Raw genomic sequence first — 18,502 nt, forward strand, 5'->3', positions numbered from 1 at the left:
ACCTTTCGACTGGTGGATCTTCTGATGAACCAAAACGCCGAGATGGCGTTCCCACTTCAATCAGGATGGACAAGGGAAAACGCCATGAAGCCTAAAACATCAAGGGACATTCCGGGGCCGGGGCCACGCAAGGACGAACAGCGCGCACAGGAGAAAGCTGTCATCAAGGACGCAGACAACACCGATCAAACCGACCGCGACGCCATTCATGGCGACGGCGACGATATCGGGCTCGACCGCAAATAAGAGCTGCGCAATGCGTTAATCGTCGGAGCTAACCACGTCTGCGCGGTGAATTTCATCGCCTTCCTCGTTGCGGACGGAAATGGCGAAGTGCTTGCCGCGGAGCTCGGGCCTGATCTTGTAAATATCGCCCGCGAGCTTGTCGGCGACCTCAGCGGCCAGCAATTCATTGCGCAAAATCTGCCCGGAAGCGTCGGGCACGGTCGTCCCATCGACGAGATCAAAATAAAATCTCGGCATCAAAGTGCTCCCTTAAGTCGAAAAACGTACGATTTGGCTCCTCTCTGCTAGTACCGAATTATTCTCGATATCGCGGCAAAAGGCGCTGCGATAATACCAGTCAGCTATGTGAGCGCTGCCATCCGGCGCTAAACTCGCAGCGCTCAGATCTTCCCGCTGGAATCGCGCTGGATGCGGCTGGCCATATCGACAAGGCGACGCCACGCGTTTTCGACAAAGGCCATCACCCGATCGACGTCGCGTTCGCTCGGCAGCGGAATCTCGATCTTCCTCTCGCCATCCGCACTCCCTGGTTTTCCGGGCTTCAGCGAATCCTGCTTCGGGAGCGCTTCATCGGTCTTGCCGGCGACGGCTGGACCGCGCTCCGCAAGCTCCGCCTTCAGTCTGTCGTTGTCCTTCTGCAGCCGCCCGATCTCGGTATCGAGCGCGGCGCGTTCATCCGGCAAAACATAGCAGGCCCAGCCGGATCCCTTATCCGTGCATGTCGAAACCGTGCCGGTGCGGGTATCCAGGCGAATGACGCCTTCAGCGATCGGCGACAGCGAATAACGGCCATTCTCGATGTCCGGGAGGGCCTGCGCAGACGCACTGACGATCCCAGCCATCAGCACCGCGCCAACCCGCGCAGCGTACCGCATGGGCTGTCCGGGGGAGGCAAAACGCACCACAGCATGCTTCATGGAGATGCTCCGCGTTGCGAGTTCGGGGCGATAGCCGCCTTTACTCTCAGATGTGCTCAGATTTGAGATTTGAAAGGCGCCCGCTTCGCCTTCAACGCATCAGCCAGCAATTCGAGCCGGTCCTGCCCCCAAAATACTTCACCGTTGAGCACATAGGCCGGCGAGCCGAACACGTCAGCCGCAATCGCCTCCTGACGGTTCTGTTCGTATTTCGCAGCCACATCGCTCGACGCCGCGCGCTCTAGCAGTTTCGCGCCCGGCAGCCCCGAATCATCCGCCAGTCTGGTCAGCACGGCCGTGTCGCCGAGATTGAGCTGACCTTCCCAGACCGCAGGAAACGCGCGGCGCAGGAACGGGTCCGGATCGTGTCCGGCCTCGAGCGCCGCGATCACCAGACCATCAGCGAGTCGGCCATCGAATGGCCAGTTCTTCGGCTGCAAATGAAAATCGAGACCGCGTTTGTCGCGCCAGCGCTGCAATTCAAGCATCCGGTAGCGCTGCCGCACCGGATGACGCTTGCCCAGCGGAAGGCCGCCGGTTTCCGAAAACAGATCGCCGAGAAATACCGGCTTATGATTCACCTTGAGATCATAAGTACTTACGAGATCGCGAAAGAGCGTGTGGCCGATATAGGCCCAGGGCGATGGCAGCGAAAAATAGTAGTCGATCTCTTGAGACATTCCGGGCTCCGGCAGGGGCGTTTTCAAACTCTGCGGTACTCCAACAGAGCGCCCTGCGCCGTGCAAGATAGATCACCTCGAAAGTCATTCTTGCGCTGCGGCGATCCCGCGCAGCGGGATTCGAATTTCGTCAATAAAATCAAATGAATCAAAGCACTAACAGGCGATCAGCGAATCTTGACTTGGCAAGATGCGCTAAGTATGGTCCGCCCGGCTTTGAAGGGTGATGGGGCGTTATTTCCAGCATTTGCAGCGTTATTTCGAGTGTCGCAAGCATGACGAACGGCACACGGGACGATGACAGTGAACGCAGAAACGATGGCAAATCGTCTCCCGATGAGGCTGCGCTTTCCGCAAGGCTCGGAAGTCTGAATCAGCGTCTGTCCAAACTTCAGGATGAGCGCAAACTTCAGACTGACCAATCCGAAACTGGAAGCGGAAACGCGCAGTCCAGGGCATCGGCCATGGCGGTGGGTCTCCGTCTTTCTTCGGAACTGGTCGCGGGCGTCGTCGTCGGAACGATTCTGGGCTGGGGCTTCGATCGTTTGCTGTCGACATCGCCGTGGGGGCTGATCGTTCTCATGCTGCTCGGTTTCGTCGCCGGCGTGATGAACGTGATGCGCTCGGCTGGTGTCGGGAAAAAAGCGGAATAAGAAATTCGCGCCCAAGACCTCTGCGTCGTTGGCGCAGCATTTGAGTGCCGGCTGTCCGGCAAGGAAACGCCGGACGTTCCGGCCGAATTGAAAGACCGACGTGGATGGCCGATCCGATCCATCAATTTGAGATCCACAAGATCTTCACCCTGGGCCATATCGGCAATCAGGAAATCGCCTTCACCAACTCATCGGCCTATATGTTCGGCGCCGTCGCCGTCGTGTCGCTGCTGATGATCGGCGGCAGCGCCGGACGTGCGCTGATCCCGAGCCGCTTCCAGTCGGTCGCCGAGCTGTCCTTCGAATTCGTGTCGAATACGGTGCGCAGTAGCATCGGCGAAGAAGGCATGAAGTTCTTCCCGTTCGTGTTCTCGCTGTTCATGTTCATCCTGACGGCGAATCTGATCGGCATCATCCCCTATACCTTCACCGTCACCAGCCATCTGATCGTTGCCGTCGCGCTGGCATTGATGGTGTTCCTGACCGTGCTGCTCTACGGCCTCTACAAAAACGGTCTCGGCTTCTTCAAGCTGTTCGTGCCGCACGGTATTCCGATTTACATCCTGCCGCTGGTTACGGTGATCGAGGTGATCTCGTTCCTGTCCCGCCCGGTGTCGCATTCGGTCCGTCTGTTCGCCAACATGCTGGCCGGCCACATCACACTGAAGGTTTTTGCCGGCTTCGTGACCTCGCTCAGCGCACTCGGCGCACTCGGCATTTTCGGTTCGGTGCTGCCGCTGGCCATGACCACGGCGCTGACCGCGCTGGAACTGCTGGTCGCCTTCCTGCAGGCCTATGTGTTCACGATCCTGACCTGCATCTATCTCAACGACGCACTTCATCCGGGCCACTAACCGCGTTTTAGTGTTCTGGCGGAATTCCACCCCTCAACTGTCTTAATCCCCTATCCCAAGAAGGAGTTTTACTATGGATCCCATCGCAGCGAAGTACATCGGCGCCGGCATTGCTTGTCTCGGCATGGGTGGCGCTGGCATCGGCGTCGGCATGATCTTCAGCCAGTTCCTCAACGGTGCGCTCCGCAACCCGTCGGCTTCCCAGGGCCAGTTCGCTAACCTGATCTTCGGCTTCGCCGTGACTGAAGCGCTCGGCATCTTCTCGCTGCTGATCGCGCTGCTGCTGCTGTTCGCCGTCTAAGCTGAAAACGGATCCGGTTGCCGCTCCGTCCTGGAGCGCTTCCGATCGATAAGGAGACTGCTGTGGCTGAAGGTCAGGGCAAATCCAAGGGCGCCGATCACGGGACTGCCGCACACACTGCGGCAGACGGTGGTCACAAGGCGTCGTTTCCGCCGTTCGAGAGCAACACCTTCGCTTCACAGCTGGTGTCGTTCGCGATCGCGTTCGGCTTGCTCTATCTGATCGTGTCGCGTCTGGCGCTGCCCCGCGTCGGCGGCGTGCTTGCGGCCCGTCAGCAGGTTCTCGATACGGACCTGAACGAAGCCGCCAAGCTCAAGGGCGATTCCGACGCTGCATTGAAGGCTTACGAAACCGAACTCGCCAATGCCCGCGCCAAGGCGCAGGCGATGGCGACCGAAGTTCGTGAGAAGCTCAATGCGGAACAGGAGCAGGCGAAGGCGAAGCTCGAAGAGAGCCTTGCCACCAAGCTTGCTGCAGCGGAGCAGACCATCGCCACCACCCGCGCAACGGCGATGGGCAATGTGCGCAGCATTGCTGCGGACACGGCCTCGGCGATCGTCGAACGCCTGACGGGCATCAACCCGGATGCAGGCGCCGTCAACGCCGCGCTCGACGCGTCGCTGAAAGGATAAACGGATGTTCGGACTTCAAGCTGAATTCTGGGTCGCCGTCGCTTTTGTCCTTCTGATGGCGGTTTTCGGCTGGTTCGGTATTCACCGCACCATCCTGACGGCGCTCGACCACCGCAGCGTCCGCATCAAGCAGGAACTCGACGACGCCCGTCGCCTGCGTGATGAAGCCGCCGCGCTGCTCGCAGACTACAAGAAGCGTCATGCAGCGGCCGAGCGCGAAGCGCAGGACATCATTACTTCCGCCAAGGAAGAGGCCGAGCGCATTGCCGCCGAAGCCAAGACCAAGATGGAAGATTTTGTCGCTCGCCGCACCAAGAGCGCAGAGGGCAAGATCGCGATGGCGGAAGCCCAGGCTATCGCAGACGTTCGCGCAGCCGCAGCCGAAGCCGCAGTGAATGCGGCAGCCTCGGTACTGTCGCAGTCCGTAAAGGGCTCGGTAGCCGACGACCTGATCGCCAAGGGTATCGGCGAAGTTCGCTCCAAGCTGAACTAAGCGAAAGACGTCAAACTAAAAAAGCCGGCGCGAGATCATCGCGCCGGCTTTTTTGTTGGCTCGGATACCCCCTTAGCGCCGCTTGCGTGCGGGTGCCTGCGATTTCAGGGCCTGCGGATCGAAGCCGATATAGAAGATGTAGGAATCGCCTGCAGTGCCTGTGGGCACGGGATAAACAAGATCCTCACCGACCAGGCTGAACGGCACGCTGGTCTCGCTGCCGATCTGCACATTGGTCTGGAACACCTTGGTGGCGATGGTCTTCGGCGTCACGCCCTCCTGCACCACGGCGACACGCAGCGGCACATCGACCACTGCTGGCGCGCCGGCCGGCCCGACGATGACGCGGCCCTGGATGCCGATCTTGACCGAGATCTGACCGCCATTGAGATCGCAGGAGCGCGCTGTCCGGGTGATGGTGGCCTGGAAAGCCAGATCGTTGCCGACCGCAGGCTTGCCCGCAGCGCCGACCGCATAGGTCGAGGCACCCGGCCGGATGCTGACGCTCGGGCAGGTCAGATCGTTCTCGTCGGTCTGCGGCGACTGCGGCGCGCCGACCTCGGTGGACTTGCCCGAGAACAACTGGGTGAAGCGATCGGTCATCGACGGACTGCCGCCGCCGCTGCTGCTCGGCGAACCGCCGCCGAACATGCTGCCGCCGCCGCAACCGGCCAGCGTCAGGCTTGCTGCAGTGATCACCAGCAGGCCGCGGAGCGCGCCGGTGCGGCCGCTGATCGGCATCGAACGAATGTTGCGCATTGTGAAGATATCCCCGGAAATTCAGTCGTTTGCGCTGCCCCGCCCAAGGCGTGCGCAGGGCCTTATAACAGCGCAATGGCGGCGAACCCAAGGCGCTTGAGAGAGGACAGATGCGCGCCATTGCGCCACATCCGGACATCGCGCTGCAGCAGAACTACCCGCGGAAGTCCTCATGCAGCATGCCGTAAAGCAGGTGATCCTGCCAGATGCCATTGATGCAGAGATAGCGCCGCGCCAGCCCTTCGCGCGAGAAGCCACACTTCTCCAGCACCCGCACCGACGGCAGGTTGGTGGGAATGCAGGCCGCCTCGATGCGGTGCAGGTTCAACTCGCCAAACAACGTTGGCAACAGCACCCGCAGCGCCGCGGTCATCACGCCCTGCCCGGTATAGGGCTGGCCGACCCAGTAGCCGATGGTGCCGGCCTGGACGATACCCCGGCGCACATTGGCGAGCGTCACGCCGCCCAGCAGCGTGCCATCGGACTCGCGAAACACCAGAAACGGATAGGCGCGATCGGCAGACGCATCGTCGGCATAGCGGCGCAGCCGGCGGCGAAAGCCGGAGCGCGTCAGGTCGTCTGACGGCCAGATCGGCTCCCACGGCGTGAGATAACCCCGGCTCAGCTCACGCAGATCGGCCCATTGCGGAAAATCGCTCATCACGGGCGCGCGCAATGCAACGCCGTAGCCGCGCGGCGCCAGCGCCGCCGGCATGCTTGATGGCAAACGAAACAGGGCCATAGGCTCGCTCCCTGATGCCTCGGACCTCACCTGCCTAGTGGAGCAGGCTCTTGTCCTTGGCGCGGGTCAATCCTTCCGCAAAAGCCACCGCCGTGTCCAGCCCCCGGCCGCTGCCGAGCGCCGCCACGGCCGGGCGGCTGCGCGTCAGCAAGCCACGGGCGACGTTGCGGGTCGATTCCACGCTGACATCATCGATGCGCTGGACGAGTTCTTCCACGGTAAGCGGACGGCCATAGGCCAGCATGTGCCGCGCCAATTGCTCGGCGCGCGAGCTGCAGCTCTCCAGTGCCATCAGCAGGCCGGCCTTCATCTGCGCCTTGGCGCGCGCGATTTCGGCTTCGGTCAATGTCTCCACCGACTCGTTGATGACATCGACGATGACTTCCATCATCTCCGGCGCATCGGTCGGATCGGTCCCGGTATAGAGACCGAAGAAGCCGGTGTCGGTATAGGGCGCGTGGAAGGTGTAGATCGAATAGCAGAGACCGCGCTTTTCGCGCACTTCCTGGAACAGCCGCGAGGACATGCCGCCGCCGAGAATGTTGGTGAAGACCTGCAGGCTGAACAGCGACAGGTCCGATTGCGGCAAACCTTCCAGCGCCAGCGTCAGATGCGCCTGTTCGAGATCGCGATTGACCACGCGGGAGCCGCCCTTGCCGAACATCGCCGGCTGCGGCTTCGGAGCGGCAGTACCTTCGAAGCTGGAAAAGCGATCGGCGGCTTCATGCACGACCTGGCGATGATTCACGGCGCCGGCTGCAGCCACCACCATGTCCGGCCCGCGATAATGCGTGGACAGGTAGCTTTGCAGCATGTCGCGGTCGAAACCTTTCAGCGTCTTGGCGGTGCCCAGAAGCGAACGGCCCATCGGCTGGTCGGGATAGCAGAGCTCGTTGAGATGTTCGAACACGACATCGTCCGGCGTGTCCTGTGCCGCACCGATCTCCTGCACGATCACGCTCTTCTCGCGCTCCAGCTCGTCCGGCACGAAAGTGGGATTGGCGAGAATGTCCGAGAGCACATCGAGCGCCAGCGGCACATCGGCCTTCATCACGCGGGCGTAATAGGCAGTGGTTTCGGTCGAGGTGGCGGCGTTGAGATCGCCGCCGACCGCCTCGATCTCCTCGACGATCTCGCGCGACGAACGCTTCTTGGTGCCCTTGAACGCCATGTGTTCGAGCAGATGCGAGATGCCGTGCTCGTTGGGCTTCTCATCGCGGCCACCGACGCCGGTCCAGACGCCGAGCGCTGCGGTTTCCAGATGCGGCATGGTATCGGTGATGACCGTCAGGCCCGAAGGCAGTTTGGTAACTTCGACAGTCATCAGGACACTCCTTGCTTCGCAGCGCGGCTGACCGACAGCACGAACTGCTCAATATCGCTTTGGTCATTCTTCATGACCTTAATATGCTCGGGCTTCGTCATCAGCCCTTCCAGATAGACCGGCAATGCCGGCCGGACGCCGCAAGCGGCTTCGACTGCATCGGGGAATTTCGCTGCATGCGCTGTCGACAGCACGACATTGGGCACATGCATCTCGGTGGTGTCGCGATCGGCGACGGCCAATGCCACGGCGGTATGCGGATCGATCAGATCGCCGGTTTCGCGCCACGACGCGCGAATGGCAGCCGATGTCTCATCCTCATCGGCGCGGCCGGATTCGAAATCGGCACGGATCGCGGTCAGCACTTTCTCGGGCAGCACGAAACGACCGGACTGCTTGAGCGAATCCATCAAGCCGCGCACCAGCGCAGCATCGCGGCCGGAGGCTTCGAACAGCAGGCGCTCGAAATTCGACGACACCTGAATGTCCATCGACGGCGACGACGAGGCGTGGACCTCACGCACTTCGTAGATGCCGGTCTTGAGCGTACGATCGAGGATGTCGTTGACGTTGGCAGCGACGCGCAGCTTGCGCACCGGCAGACCCATGCGCTTGGCCACATAGCCCGCAAAGATGTCGCCGAAATTGCCGGTAGGTACCGTGAAATCAACGCTGCGTGCAGGCGCACCGACGGCGACTGCCGAGGTGAAGTAGTAAACCACCTGCGCAACGATACGTGCCCAGTTGATCGAGTTCACACCCGACAGCGACACGGCGTCACGAAACTTGTGATGATTGAACAGACCCTTCACGATCGCCTGGCAATCGTCGAAATGGCCCTCGACGGCGAGCGCATGGACGTTCGACGCGCCGGTCGTGGTCATCATGCGACGCTGCACGTCGGAAATACGGCCGTTCGGAAACAGCACGACGAGATCGACATTGTCGCGACCGGCGAAGGCATCGACGGCAGCGCCACCGGTGTCGCCCGAGGTCGCGACCACGATCGTGGTGCGCTGATTGCGCTTGGCGAGGACGTGATCCATCAGCCGCGCGATGAGCTGCATGGCGACGTCCTTGAACGCCAGCGTCGGGCCATGAAACAGCTCGAGCACGAACTGGTTCGGCGCGGTCTGGTCGAGCGGCACCACGGCGGGATGGCGGAAGGTGGCATAGGCCTCATTGGCCATGCGCCCGAGATCCTCGTCGGAAATCTCGCCGGCCACGAACGGCCGGAGCACCTCGACGGCGACTTCCCAATAGGGCCGGCCGAACAGCGACGCGATGGTCTCGGCTGACAACTGGGGCCAGACCTCGGGAATGTAGAGGCCGCCGTCGCGGGCAAGCCCGGTCAGCATGACATCGCAAAAACCGAGTTTCGGGGCCTCTCCCCGCGTCGAGATATAGGTCGTCAAGGCGTCCTCCAAAGGCGCGGAAACCGCCAAGCCTTTGATAATAATGGGGTTAAAACTTCACGCCGCGTGAAATCGAAGGGCACCATAATGGGTTTCGCCGGGCGAGGAAACCGACTTTGGCCAGGGTTCAGGCCCGCCGCTGGCCCCTGATCCAGACCCCGAAAGCAATCACCACGGCGGCCGCGAGGCCAAACCATGTGATGGCATATTGCATGTGGTCATCCTTGAGGTGGATTTCGAGCGGACCGGGCTTCGGGATGGCGTTGGCCGGCACGGGACTTTCCAGATCGACATAGAACGGGGCCACAGCACCCCAGCCGAGCGCCTGCGCCATGGCGCGCTGGTCGCGGTTGAACCAGAGGCGCTTGCTGACGTCGTCATGGGGCGTCAGCGTACCCGCGGTTTCAGGAAAACGCAGATAGCCGGTTAGGGTCACCGGCGCGCCGGTGATGAGCTTCTGCACGGCGCGGTCCTGTTGGGCACGATCCTGCATCGTGTTCTGCACGAAGCCCGCATTGATCACGACGGTCTCGCCGGATGCGAGCTGTGCCGGCAGGAAGGCCCAGGTCACCGGCCCCGGTACATCCGGCCGCACGCCGGAGCCGGAGCTGTAGACCATGCCGTCCGGCACGGATTTGTAGGTGGCCGAGAAGCTGACGCGGCGGAATTCGTCCTTCGCCGGGGTCAGCGCGCTCCATGTGGCGGGCGCGGGCAATGTGCCGGGCGCACCTGCAAGGCGCTCCGTGAGTGCAGCGATCAACGCATGTTTCTCTGTGCGGCGCTGTAGCTGCCAGAATCCGAGGCCGAGAAGCACGCCAACGATGATGAGCGTGACGATACCGAGACCGGTGATACTGCGCCGGCGCGCTGCAACAGTGTTCATTTCGGCGTGCGATCGATGAGTTGGCCTTCGGAAGCCTTGTGGTGGAATTGCAGGGCGATCAGCAGCGACTTCATTGAGCGCAACGGCAGCAGCGTGGTCGCGAGAATCAGCGGCAGCCATAGCGCGGCATGCAGCCAGAATGGCGGCTGGTACTTGACCTCTACCACCAGCGCGCAACCGACCACGATGGCACCGGCGAGCATGATGATGAAGATTGCCGGGCCATCACCGGTGTCGATGAAAGCATAGTCCAGTTCGCAACGCTCACAGCGCGGCGCCAGATTGATGAAGCCCGCATAGAGCTTGCCCGCACCGCAGCGCGGGCATTTGCAGGTAAGGCCGCGGATGACGGTCTGGCCGAGCGTGACGGGGGCAGCGAGTTGATCGGGCATCGAGTCGAATTCTTTCACGCCGCAGAGGCCAACGAAAAAGGGCGGCCCTGCGGCCGCCCTCTTGTAGCACCGAATGCGGTCAGTGCGCGGCTGCGCCGACGATGGGGCCGCCATAGCCCCAGACATAGATCGTGACGAACAGGAACAGCCAGACCACGTCCACGAAGTGCCAGTACCAGGCAGCAAATTCGAAACCGAGGTGCTGCTTCGGCGTGAAGTGGCCGGCATAGACGCGGAACAGGCAGACCAAGAGGAAGATGGTGCCGACCAGCACGTGGAAACCATGGAAACCGGTCGCCATGAAGAAAGTCGCACCGTAGATGTTGCCCTTGAAGCCAAAAGCAGCGTGGGCATATTCGAACGCCTGCACGCAGGAGAAGGCCGCACCGAGCAGCACGGTGAGGATCAGCGCATACTTCACCGCCTTGCGGTCACCTTCCAGCAGGGCGTGATGCGCCCAGGTCACCGTGGTGCCCGAGGTCAGCAGGATCAGCGTGTTGAGCAGCGGCAGGTGCCAGGGGTCGAAGGTCTGAATGCCCTTCGGCGGCCAGACGCCACCGAACAGTGCTTCGCGGGTGGCATGGACGGGATCGCCGGGGAACAGCGACGAATTAAAGTAGGCCCAGAACCAGGCGACGAAGAACATCACTTCCGAAGCGATGAACAGGATCATGCCGTAACGGTGGCTGATCTGCACCACGCGGGTGTGGTCGCCCTTATACTGGGCTTCGCGGACCACGTCGGTCCACCAGCTTGCGAACACGTAGAGCACGCCGATGGTGCCGACGCCAAACACGATGGGCGCCGCGGCATACATGTGATGCATCCAGCTGACCGCGCCGACCGCCATGATGAAGGCGAACAGCGAGCCTACCGCCGGCCACGGCGAGGGATCGACGAGGTGATAGTCGTGGTGCTTTGCTTGCGCCGTAGCCATTGCGGTTCTCTCCGTCAGCTGCGCCGGTTGAAGCCGGTGCGAGTTCTCTCAATTATATAACGCGGAACGCTCCGGGATTTCTCTCAGAGCTTTCTCTTAGAGGTTACCCTTGCGCTTGTCAGTCTCCGTCGCCGCCAGCGGCTTCGGCGCCGGATCGCGCAGGGGGTAGAACGTGTAGGACAGTGTGATCGACTTCAGTCCGTCATTCTCGCTATCCGCGGCCAGCGCAGGATCGACATAGAATACGACGGGCATTTCGCGCTTCTCACCGGGCGCCAGGGTCTGGTCGGTGAAGCAGAAGCAATTGATCTTCTGGAAATACGCCCCCACCGTCAGCGGCGCCACATTATAGGCAGCCTGTGCGGAGGTGGTGCGGGCGGACTGATTGGTCACCGTATAGAACACGGTCACGACCTCGCCGATCTTGACCTCGATCTCGCTCTGCTCGGGAACAAACTTCCACGGCAGGCCGCCCGACACATTGGCATCAAAGCGCACGGCGATCTTGCGTGCGATCGGGCCCGTCGCGGGTGCCGAACTCGCCACCATCGTGGTGCCGTTGAAGCCGGTGGCGCGGCAGAACCAGTTATACAGTGGCACGGCGGCGTAGGACGCGCCGACCATGAAGGCCACCAGCAGACCGCAAGCCGCAGCCACCGTCGCATCGCGACCGAGGCGCGGCTTGGAGGCTTTGATGTTCTGCGGCTGATCGGTCATGTCACTCAGCTTTTGTCATTACATGGGCCGGATGAGAACGGCCGGCCCTTTGACCATGGTGACGGCAAAGAACAGCACGACGAGGATGCCGAGCGCCCAGGCGACGGCCAGGGAGCGTTCGCGCCGGCTCTTCTTCTGGGCCTCGGTGAGGACGATGCCGTCCGGCTGTTCAGGCTTGTGCTCGTTGTCCATCGGATCATGCGCCCCTCTACCAGACCAGCGGGAGGATGGCCTTCACGACCACCTCGAGCAACAGAATGGCAAACAGCGCGAACAGATAGACGATCGAGAAAGCAAACAGCTTGCGCGTCGCGCGATTGGCAGGCGTGCCTTCGCGCAGACGATAGACCTCGACGGCGAGATACATCATGCCGGCACCGAGGATCAGCGAAGCCGTGCCGTAGACGGCCGAGAAATAACCGAGCGGCCAAGGTGCGACGGCAGTTGCGACCAGCACGACGGTGTAGAGCAGGATCTGCAGCCGGGTCGCGTCGGGACCGGCGACCACCGGCAGCATCGGCACGCCGGCGCGGGTGTAATCGTCGTTGCGGAATAGGGCCAGCGCCCAGAAATGCGGCGGGGTCCAGAAGAAGATGATCAGGAACAGCAGGACCGGCTCCATCGAGAGCGTTCCTGACGCCGCAGCCCAGGCAACGACTGGCGGCAGCGCGCCGGCGGCACCGCCGATGACGATGTTCTGCGCGGTCCAGCGCTTCAGAGCGATGGTGTAGATCACGACATAGAAGAAGATGGTGAAAGCGAGCAGCGCGCCGGCGAGCCAGTTGACGAGGATGCCGAGCGTCATCACCGAGAAGAAGGCCAGCACCAGACCGAAGGTCAGTGCTTCCGGCCGGGTGATGCGACCGCGCGGAATCGGGCGGTTGGCGGTGCGCGACATCAGCGCGTCGATATCGGCCTCGTACCACATGTTCAGCGCGCCGGAGGCGCCGCCGCCGACAGCGATACAGAGGATCGAGGTGATCGCCAGCACCGGGTGATGATCGCCCGGCGCCAGGAAATAACCGACCATCGCCGTGAACACGACCAGCGACATCACCCGCGGCTTGAGCAGCGCGATGTAGTCGGCAACACCCGCTTCGGAGATGCGGGGGGCAGACAGGTCGATGGTATGGTGGTCGAGGACGGACAAGATCATTCTCACTTTTGTTACGAGCACTCCGCCGAAACTCTTGCGAGTTCGGCGGAGGCATTAACTCGGTGCGGCACCCAAGAGCGCCGCACGAAAACCACTTACTGAACGCGCGGCAGCACTTCGAACTGATGGAAGGGCGGTGGCGAGCTCAGGGTCCATTCCAGCGTGGTCGCACCCGAACCCCACGGATTGTTCGCAGCCCGTTCCTTGCGGACGAAGGCTTCGATCACGCCGTAGATGAAGATCAGTACGGCAAAGCCGGAGATGTAGGAGCCGATCGACGACACCAGGTTCCAGCCGGCGAAGGCATCCGGATAATCGACATAGCGGCGCGGCATCCCCGACAGACCCAGGAAGTGCTGCGGGAAGAACACCAGATTCACGCCAATGAAGGTGACCCAGAAATGCGCCTTGGCGATGGTTTCCGAATACATGTAGCCGAACATCTTCGGGAACCAGTAATACCAGCCGGCGAAGATGGCGAACACGGCGCCCAGCGACAACACGTAGTGGAAGTGCGCGACCACGTAGTAGGTGTCCTGCAGCACGCGATCGACGCCGGCATTGGCCAGCACGACGCCGGTGACGCCGCCGAGGGTGAACAGGAAGATGAAGCCCACGGCCCACAACATCGGCGCCTTGAACTCGATGGAACCGCCCCACATCGTGGCGATCCAGGAGAAGATCTTCACGCCGGTCGGCACCGCGATGACCATCGTGGCGGCAACGAAGTAGGCCTGCGTCGCCGACGACATGCCGACGGTGTACATGTGGTGCGCCCAGACGACGAAGCCGATGCCGCCGATGGCGACCATCGCATAGGCCATGCCGAGATAGCCGAACACCGGCTTCTTCGAGAAAGTCGAGATGATCTGCGAGATCATGCCGAAGCCAGGCAGAATCAGGATGTACACTTCGGGGTGACCGAAGAACCAGAACAGATGCTGGAACAGGATCGGATCACCGCCGCCGTCTGCGGCGAAGAAGGTTGTGCCGAAGTTACGATCCGTCAGCAGCATGGTGATGGCGCCCGCCAGAACCGGCAGCGACAGCAGCAGCAGGAACACGGTGACCAGGATCGACCACACGAACAGCGGCATCTTGTGCAGGGTCATGCCCGGCGCGCGCATGTTGAAGATGGTGGTGATGAAGTTGATGGCACCGAGGATCGACGACGCACCGGCGAGATGCAGCGCCAGAATCGCGAAGTCGACAGCGGGACCCGGATGGCCCGATGTCGAGAGCGGTGCATACATGGTCCAGCCGGCACCGACGCCGTTGGCACCGGGTTCGCCTTCCACGAAGGTGGAGATGATGAGCAGCGCAAAGGCGGCCGGCAGCAGCCAGAACGACACGTTGTTCATGCGCGGGAACGCCATGTCCGGTGCACCGATCATCAGCGGCACCATCCAGTTGCCGAAACCGCCGATCATCGCGGGCATCACCATGAAGAAGATCATGATCAGGCCGTGTGAGGTGACGAAGACGTTGTAGGTGTGGCTTTCGTGGAAGATCTGGACGCCCGGATACATCAACTCGATGCGGATCAGGATCGACATGATGCCGCCGATGACGCCCGCCACGATCGCGAAGATAAGGTACATCGTGCCGATGTCCTTGTGGTTCGTCGAATAGACGTAGCGCCGCCACCCCGTCGGATGCGCATGCGCATGATCATCGTGGGCGTGGTCGTCGTGAGCCGGTGTTGCCGCGGTCGTTGCCATTTTCAAATCCTGCTTTGTCTTCTTCTGGCAGTCTTTGGACCTTGCGGTCCCCTCGCCCTAATTTCTTACAGTGCGTGCGGAGCCTCGCGGCTCCGTCACCCGCTTACTGCGCCACAGCAGTTCCGGCCGAAGCGTAGGAATTCGCCGGATTGGACGCGAACTTCTTCTTCGCGGTCTCGACCCATGCGGTAAATTCCTGATCGCTGACGACGCGGATCGCGATCGGCATGAACGCGTGATCCTTGCCGCACAGTTCCGAGCACTGGCCATAGAACATGCCGGTCTTGGTGGCCTTGAACCAGGTCTCGTTCAGACGGCCCGGAACGGCGTCGATCTTGATGCCGAAGGACGGGATCGCGAAGGAATGGATGACGTCCGCGGCGGTCGTCTGCACGCGCACGACCTTGTTCACGGGAACGACAACTTCGTTATCGACGGCGAGCAGGCGCGGCTGCTTGTCGGTGGCCATCAGCGAGTCGAATTCGAACGGGCCATTGTCGGGATAGCTGTAGGTCCAGAACCACTGCTTGCCGGTTGCCTTGATGGTCAGGTCGGCTTTCGGAATATCGAGTTCCAGGAACAGCAGACGGAACGACGGCACCGCAACTGCGACCAGGATCAGAACCGGGATGATCGTCCACGCCACTTCGATCAGCGTGTTGTGCGTGGTCTTGGATGCGACCGGGTTGGCCTTGGAGTTGAACTTCATCACCACGATGACGAGAAGTACGAGCACGAACAGTGTGATGGCGGTGATCAGCCAGAGCAGGAAATTATGAAACCAGGTGATGTTCTCCATCACCGGCGTGGCGGCTTCCTGCAGCTTGAATTCCCACGGCGCGGGCTGGCCCATCACCTCTGCGAATGCAGCACCGCCAAAAGCAAGCCCGGCCCCAACAACTGCTAACCCCAGCAACCGGCGGCCAATCTGGCCCCTCGACATCCTCATGCCGCTCGCGCTCCCATATTTACTGTCGCATTTCGGCCTGTCGCCGAATTATGCCGCCCGATCCGCACCCTGCCAATTTGCCAAAACGCCCAAGTGATTGGCCTGGAGGCAGTTGTTAGAATGCGTCGAAATCTAGCCTCTCAAACCATAATTCGCGGTCTGTCGCAATGCAGGAGTGGCGCATCCCGTAATGCATTCGGCGGTATTGAACGAAGGTCGCAATTGCTGCATGAAATCAGGCATAAACAGGCGTGCGGCAGCCGAACGGTGCTTGACAGCGGAATTGTCCGATGTAGGCACAGATCAGGCGATCGGCAGGATGCTGATTCGCGCCTGCGAGCGCTTTCGTGGCTCCGTGGATGCCTTCAAGGCGCCGTCATTGCCGTATCATTCCGTGGTCTGGAAAAATCCTCCGGACAGACAGCGTCAAGCGTGCTGCCCTGGACTACGACCACCACGTCACCGCCTAAGGAATCGACCCGGATGGGGCACTCGAAGTTGCAGTATAAATCGACCCTGAACCGCCCGGCCCGCGGGATCGCAGGCTGGCGCCGGCTGGCGCTCGGTTGTCTCGCCCTGGCGGCGATCGCCGCCGTCCCGGCTACCGCCAGCGCCCAGGGTGCGGTGCGCTCGGTTCATGGCGACTGGCAGATCCGCTGCGATACCCCGCCCGGTGCCCAGGCCGAACAATGTGCCCTGATCCAAAGCGTGGTGGCGGAAGACCGCTCCAATGCCGGCCTGACGGTGATCGTGTTGAAGACTGCCGACCAGAAGAGCAAGCTGATGCGCGTGGTGGCGCCGCTCGGCGTGCTGTTGCCGTCCGGCCTCGGCCTCAAGCTCGATAATCAGGATGTCGGCCGCGCCGGCTTCGTGCGCTGCCTGCCCAATGGCTGCGTTGCCGAAGTCGTGATGGACGACAAGCTGCTCGCCCAGCTCCGCACCGCCAAGACCGCCACCTTCATCATCTTCGAAACGCCCGAAGAAGGCATCGGCTTCCCGCTCAGCCTCAACGGCATCGGCGAGGGTTACGACAAGCTGCCATAGGCTTTGAACCCGGCAGCATTAGCCGGAACCACGCCCTCTGTAATAGTCCAGCAATCGCCGGGCATCTTCAGATGTCCAGTCGGCCTCCCCTGCAAGATATCCCTCGACCTGCCCCGTCGTCCCGATCAGATATGAGATAGGCATCGCATAGAGGCTGAACGGGGTATCCGGAGCGGCAACCTCGCCGGCACGTGCGACCAGTCCACCAGGCTCGATACCGACATCGAGATGTCTCAGCTTCAGGTTGCGCGCGAACGAAGCGACGTCCGCGCGATCGGTGGCGATCGCGATCACCTGCAGATTTGCGCGCGTCTCGATATCCTGAAGCCGATCAAGGATCGGCAACTCGGTCTTGCAGGCCGGGCACCATGTCGCCCAGAAATTGACCAGAACGACCTTTCCTGGAAACGCGGTCAGATCAACCGGCTTGCCAACTAGGCGAGGCACCGCAACGGACGGGATCGGCCGCGCTCCCCGGATGACAGTGAACTGATGCCGGGTGGTGCCAAAGGGCGGCGGCCCATCTGGCCGCGCATCCACGGCAGCGCCCCCCGCCGCCAATGCGGCCGTCGTGGCCAATGCCCCTTTGAGCAGCGTACGTCGCGAGATTGGCGAGCGAGCAATAGCCCGTCCGCGGTGCGGTGTTGTCACGGTCCAGCCTCCGATGGGCATCAAATAGGGTAGCGAAGCGTGCCGCTCAGGATCGGATATAGGACCAACCCGCTTCCTGTAGCTCGATGATCCGTCCAGGCCCGCTCGGAACCATCTGGACATTGTCGATAAACGAAATCGGATGGCCCTCGCTGCGCTCCATGCCGAGCTTGGTCGCTTCGCAGACCACAAAGCGAATGTCAGGGGTCAGGGCCTGAACGACCTTCAGCAGTTCCTTGACCGGCGACGTGTCCACTCGAAACATATGAATGCCGGCGTTGTAAGCGACGATTTCGATCGAGAAGTCCTGCTTCGTCTCCCGGTAGTATTTCGGAAGGTTCAGCGACGTCGAAATCAGCGCTCTCATGACGGTCGGGTCGTCAGTGTTGATCTGCAGTACGAGACGATGTGTCTTGGCCGCCGCAGGCTTCGTCTCCGGCGCCCACGGCTTTGAAATGGCGGACCCTGCATCCGTCAAAGCCAGCGTGACGAATAACGGTGCCGCAAACGCCAGACCGAACGCCACCGTGGCCAAAGCCTTGCCGCTATAACTCCGCATTGAACTCATCACTTGCACTCGAGCACACTGAAACGTTCGGCTTTTCCCAACGGCAATCCGTGGATGGCCGGATGAGAGCGATGAGCACTAGCTACCTGAGGATCATGCTGCGCTTGGCGTAAGCCACGATACCGCTCAATGCGAGCAGCACGATCGCCGGAATCGGCGAACCACCAATGACAAACACATGCGTGAAAATCGCACCGATCATGATGCAGCACAGGAGGGCCGCGCCAAACGCGACCGTTGACGGAATGATGATCAGGACCGCTCCGAGGATTTCGAGCGCGCCGGTCAGATAGCGGAACCATTGCCCAAGACCGATATGTTCGAACTCCTCGACGAGCAGCGGCACGCCGTAAAGCTTGGCAGTCCCCGCAGCGGCAAACGCAAGAGCGAGCAAGCCCCTGACGGCCCAGAGACTGATGGAGGTCCAGCGCCGCGGCGCTGGCGAGGTGACGGAAGACGATGACATGG

At 61.6% G+C, this 18,502-nt stretch carries 25 protein-coding genes; 7 read left to right on the forward strand and 18 right to left on the reverse strand.

Features of this window, described 5'->3' with window-relative positions; translation table 11 throughout:
* Positions 1 to 24 precede the first annotated feature (24 nt).
* Complete coding sequence (locus tag AC1DUY_RS17825) at positions 25 to 246, forward strand: hypothetical protein (protein WP_478115974.1); 222 nt, start codon at positions 25 to 27, stop codon at positions 244 to 246.
* Positions 247 to 261: 15 nt separating this feature from the next.
* Here the strand turns inward: AC1DUY_RS17825 and AC1DUY_RS17830 are convergent, their stop codons facing one another.
* From AC1DUY_RS17830 to AC1DUY_RS17840, 3 genes are all read right to left on the reverse strand, one after another.
* The gene (locus AC1DUY_RS17830; protein ID WP_068732634.1) at positions 262 to 483 is read right to left on the reverse strand and encodes a DUF6894 family protein; all 222 of its coding nucleotides are present in this window, start codon (positions 481 to 483) and stop codon (positions 262 to 264) included.
* Between the two features lie 143 nt (positions 484 to 626).
* Positions 627 to 1,163 (reverse strand): hypothetical protein, encoded by a 537-nt coding sequence (locus tag AC1DUY_RS17835; protein ID WP_478115976.1) that lies wholly within the window; start codon positions 1,161 to 1,163, stop codon positions 627 to 629.
* A gap of 56 nt (positions 1,164 to 1,219) precedes the next feature.
* Positions 1,220 to 1,843: a 2-hydroxychromene-2-carboxylate isomerase gene (locus AC1DUY_RS17840; RefSeq protein ID WP_093761648.1), complete on the reverse strand. Its 624-nt coding sequence runs from the start codon at positions 1,841 to 1,843 to the stop codon at positions 1,220 to 1,222.
* 275 nt (positions 1,844 to 2,118) lie between these two features.
* Here AC1DUY_RS17840 and AC1DUY_RS17845 point away from each other — a divergent pair, with 275 nt between their 5' ends.
* From AC1DUY_RS17845 to AC1DUY_RS17865, 5 genes are all read left to right on the forward strand, one after another.
* The gene (locus AC1DUY_RS17845) at positions 2,119 to 2,496 is read left to right on the forward strand and encodes an AtpZ/AtpI family protein (protein WP_089266840.1); all 378 of its coding nucleotides are present in this window, start codon (positions 2,119 to 2,121) and stop codon (positions 2,494 to 2,496) included.
* A gap of 104 nt (positions 2,497 to 2,600) precedes the next feature.
* The gene (locus AC1DUY_RS17850) at positions 2,601 to 3,350 is read left to right on the forward strand and encodes a F0F1 ATP synthase subunit A (RefSeq protein ID WP_089266839.1); all 750 of its coding nucleotides are present in this window, start codon (positions 2,601 to 2,603) and stop codon (positions 3,348 to 3,350) included.
* Positions 3,351 to 3,423: 73 nt separating this feature from the next.
* A complete protein-coding gene (locus AC1DUY_RS17855; RefSeq protein ID WP_068732626.1) occupies positions 3,424 to 3,651 on the forward strand; it encodes a F0F1 ATP synthase subunit C in 228 nt (75 codons plus the stop codon).
* Between the two features lie 62 nt (positions 3,652 to 3,713).
* On the forward strand, positions 3,714 to 4,283 hold the full coding sequence (locus AC1DUY_RS17860; RefSeq protein WP_184513054.1) for a F0F1 ATP synthase subunit B family protein: 570 nt from the start codon (positions 3,714 to 3,716) through the stop codon (positions 4,281 to 4,283).
* 4 nt (positions 4,284 to 4,287) lie between these two features.
* Positions 4,288 to 4,776 carry a F0F1 ATP synthase subunit B family protein gene (locus AC1DUY_RS17865; protein ID WP_068732624.1) on the forward strand — a complete coding sequence of 163 codons (489 nt, stop codon included), beginning with the start codon at positions 4,288 to 4,290 and terminating at the stop codon, positions 4,774 to 4,776.
* Positions 4,777 to 4,848: 72 nt separating this feature from the next.
* On the opposite strand, the gene AC1DUY_RS17870 is transcribed toward AC1DUY_RS17865, so the two are convergent.
* From AC1DUY_RS17870 to coxB, 12 genes are all read right to left on the reverse strand, one after another.
* Complete coding sequence (locus AC1DUY_RS17870) at positions 4,849 to 5,535, reverse strand: hypothetical protein (RefSeq protein WP_244528475.1); 687 nt, start codon at positions 5,533 to 5,535, stop codon at positions 4,849 to 4,851.
* 154 nt (positions 5,536 to 5,689) lie between these two features.
* Positions 5,690 to 6,277: a GNAT family N-acetyltransferase gene (locus tag AC1DUY_RS17875; RefSeq protein ID WP_068732622.1), complete on the reverse strand. Its 588-nt coding sequence runs from the start codon at positions 6,275 to 6,277 to the stop codon at positions 5,690 to 5,692.
* A 34-nt stretch (positions 6,278 to 6,311) separates the two neighbouring features.
* On the reverse strand, positions 6,312 to 7,601 hold the full coding sequence (locus AC1DUY_RS17880) for a M16 family metallopeptidase (RefSeq protein ID WP_093761650.1): 1,290 nt from the start codon (positions 7,599 to 7,601) through the stop codon (positions 6,312 to 6,314).
* Positions 7,601 to 9,016 carry a threonine synthase gene (thrC, locus tag AC1DUY_RS17885; RefSeq protein ID WP_478115981.1) on the reverse strand — a complete coding sequence of 472 codons (1,416 nt, stop codon included), beginning with the start codon at positions 9,014 to 9,016 and terminating at the stop codon, positions 7,601 to 7,603. The genes AC1DUY_RS17880 and thrC overlap by 1 nt, the downstream gene beginning before the upstream one ends.
* Before the next feature lie 127 nt (positions 9,017 to 9,143).
* Positions 9,144 to 9,899, reverse strand: a complete 756-nt coding sequence (locus tag AC1DUY_RS17890) for an SURF1 family protein (RefSeq protein WP_478115983.1) — start codon at positions 9,897 to 9,899, stop codon at positions 9,144 to 9,146.
* Positions 9,896 to 10,291 carry a DUF983 domain-containing protein gene (locus AC1DUY_RS17895; RefSeq protein ID WP_309940559.1) on the reverse strand — a complete coding sequence of 132 codons (396 nt, stop codon included), beginning with the start codon at positions 10,289 to 10,291 and terminating at the stop codon, positions 9,896 to 9,898. The genes AC1DUY_RS17890 and AC1DUY_RS17895 overlap by 4 nt, the downstream gene beginning before the upstream one ends.
* Before the next feature lie 79 nt (positions 10,292 to 10,370).
* Entirely contained in the window at positions 10,371 to 11,228 is an 858-nt protein-coding gene (locus tag AC1DUY_RS17900; protein ID WP_089266832.1) for a cytochrome c oxidase subunit 3, read from the reverse strand.
* 96 nt (positions 11,229 to 11,324) lie between these two features.
* A complete protein-coding gene (locus tag AC1DUY_RS17905) occupies positions 11,325 to 11,945 on the reverse strand; it encodes a cytochrome c oxidase assembly protein (RefSeq protein ID WP_231078357.1) in 621 nt (206 codons plus the stop codon).
* Between the two features lie 18 nt (positions 11,946 to 11,963).
* Positions 11,964 to 12,137, reverse strand: coding sequence for a CoxF protein (locus tag AC1DUY_RS17910; protein ID WP_478115986.1), 174 nt, complete (start codon positions 12,135 to 12,137; stop codon positions 11,964 to 11,966).
* 16 nt (positions 12,138 to 12,153) lie between these two features.
* Positions 12,154 to 13,095, reverse strand: coding sequence for a heme o synthase (locus AC1DUY_RS17915; protein ID WP_089266931.1), 942 nt, complete (start codon positions 13,093 to 13,095; stop codon positions 12,154 to 12,156).
* A gap of 101 nt (positions 13,096 to 13,196) precedes the next feature.
* Positions 13,197 to 14,822 (reverse strand): cytochrome c oxidase subunit I, encoded by a 1,626-nt coding sequence (gene ctaD / locus AC1DUY_RS17920; protein ID WP_478115988.1) that lies wholly within the window; start codon positions 14,820 to 14,822, stop codon positions 13,197 to 13,199.
* Between the two features lie 103 nt (positions 14,823 to 14,925).
* Positions 14,926 to 15,771, reverse strand: coding sequence for a cytochrome c oxidase subunit II (gene coxB, locus AC1DUY_RS17925; RefSeq protein WP_089266828.1), 846 nt, complete (start codon positions 15,769 to 15,771; stop codon positions 14,926 to 14,928).
* A 483-nt stretch (positions 15,772 to 16,254) separates the two neighbouring features.
* Between coxB and AC1DUY_RS17930 the strand changes: the two genes are divergently transcribed.
* Positions 16,255 to 16,815: an invasion associated locus B family protein gene (locus AC1DUY_RS17930; RefSeq protein ID WP_246297366.1), complete on the forward strand. Its 561-nt coding sequence runs from the start codon at positions 16,255 to 16,257 to the stop codon at positions 16,813 to 16,815.
* A gap of 18 nt (positions 16,816 to 16,833) precedes the next feature.
* Here AC1DUY_RS17930 and AC1DUY_RS17935 read toward each other — a convergent pair whose 3' ends face one another.
* The 3 genes from AC1DUY_RS17935 to AC1DUY_RS17945 form a co-directional block, all read right to left on the reverse strand.
* A complete protein-coding gene (locus AC1DUY_RS17935) occupies positions 16,834 to 17,466 on the reverse strand; it encodes a TlpA family protein disulfide reductase (RefSeq protein ID WP_478115991.1) in 633 nt (210 codons plus the stop codon).
* Between the two features lie 46 nt (positions 17,467 to 17,512).
* A complete protein-coding gene (locus AC1DUY_RS17940) occupies positions 17,513 to 18,025 on the reverse strand; it encodes a DsrE family protein (protein WP_439073431.1) in 513 nt (170 codons plus the stop codon).
* Positions 18,026 to 18,116: 91 nt separating this feature from the next.
* Positions 18,117 to 18,500, reverse strand: a complete 384-nt coding sequence (locus AC1DUY_RS17945) for a DoxX family protein (RefSeq protein ID WP_478115993.1) — start codon at positions 18,498 to 18,500, stop codon at positions 18,117 to 18,119.
* Between the last annotated feature and the right edge of the window lie 2 nt (positions 18,501 to 18,502).

The organism is Tardiphaga sp. P4_G1 (assembly GCF_056401215.1).